The sequence below is a fragment of the Salegentibacter tibetensis genome (assembly GCF_020164485.1).
GTDB classification, from domain to species: Bacteria; Bacteroidota; Bacteroidia; order Flavobacteriales; family Flavobacteriaceae; genus Salegentibacter; species Salegentibacter tibetensis.
In genome coordinates, this window is the sequence record NZ_JAIQZA010000086.1 from 1 (window position 1) to 1,227 (window position 1,227).

Genomic DNA, 1,227 nt, shown 5'->3' on the forward strand with positions numbered 1-1,227 from the left:
TACAATACTCCCCATCTGTAAGACAGTTTAAAGATATTTATAATTATTTATGATGCTATTTTTTTGAGGTTATAAATTTGATCAGGTGGTACTTTTCCTATTTCTGTATGTCTTCTCTTGGTATTGTAGAATTCAATGTACTGCCTTACCATTTGATAGAGATCTACACCACCGTTGGGGGGATTTAAATAGATCTTTTCATATTTGAGTGACTTCCAGAAGCGTTCGATAAATATGTTATCTAAGGCTCTTCCCTTACTATCCATGGATATTTGTATGTTATGCTTTTTAAGCACATCAATATACTGAGTACTGGTGTATTGCACTCCCTGGTCGGAGTTATGTATTTCTGGTGCTCCGTATTGGACGATAGTGTCCTCTAAGAGTTCTATACACCACTCTTTGTCCATAGAGTTTGAGATGCTCCAGTTAAGGATTTTTCTACTATAGACATCAATAATTGCATTCATATACATAAAGCCACGAAACATAGGGATATAAGTAATGTCGGTCTGCCAAAGCTGATTGGGTCGCTCTATTATCAGGTTCTTTAGCAGATAAGGGAATTTATAGCTTTTAGGATCCCTGATGGTTGTTTTAGGCTTTCTATAAATGGTTTGTAATCCCATAACCTTATACAAGCGTCTTATCCTTTTGACGTTTACATGATACCCAAGATCAAGGTTCAAGTAATCGGTCATGCGTTCTACTCCATAGTAGGGGTGTTCCAAAAATTGAACATCTATATCCTTCATTATTCTTAGATTGAGCGGACTCTCGCTCTTAGGCTTGTAATAGAGACCAGAGCGATGAATATTAAGAATTATACATTGTTGAACAAGACTTAGCCTTGGATGGGATTTAACTACCTTTTGCCTTCTTTCGGTAGTACTCATTTGCCCAAGACTTTCTTTAAAAAATCATTTTCCACTTGTAACTGGCCGATTTTACTGTAAAGGGGTGCGGTATCCGAATCGGAATCTTCTTTTTCAGATTTGGATCCAAAGGCCAGATCGGCATTTTTTAAAAACTCCCGCTTCCAACTGGATATTTGGGTAGGATGTAGTTCAAATTTGGCAGCAAGCTCTTGCAAACTTGTCTGTTCTTTGATCGCTTCAATAGCTACTTTAGCCTTGAAAGAGGCACTGAATTTTCTTCTTGGTGTTTTCATTTTGACAGGGTTAATTTACAACTTAATTTCCTGTCCTATATTTGGGGAGTATTATA

2 protein-coding genes are annotated in these 1,227 nt (G+C 36.9%); both read right to left on the minus strand.

Going from position 1 to position 1,227, the window contains the following annotated elements:
• Positions 1 to 47: 47 nt before the first annotated feature.
• A complete protein-coding gene (locus LB467_RS18585; RefSeq protein ID WP_224475650.1) occupies positions 48 to 896 on the minus strand; it encodes an IS3 family transposase in 849 nt (282 codons plus the stop codon).
• Positions 893 to 1,171, minus strand: coding sequence for a transposase (locus tag LB467_RS18590; protein ID WP_224475651.1), 279 nt, complete (start codon positions 1,169 to 1,171; stop codon positions 893 to 895). The genes LB467_RS18585 and LB467_RS18590 overlap by 4 nt, the downstream gene beginning before the upstream one ends.
• Positions 1,172 to 1,227: the final 56 nt, after the last annotated feature.

Coding starts and splice junctions, on each gene's coding strand:
- LB467_RS18585 (WP_224475650.1), bottom strand. CDS start 896: ATGAGTACTACCGAAAGAAGGCAAAAGGTAGTTAAATCCCATCCAAGG.
- LB467_RS18590 (WP_224475651.1), bottom strand. CDS start 1,171: ATGAAAACACCAAGAAGAAAATTCAGTGCCTCTTTCAAGGCTAAAGTA.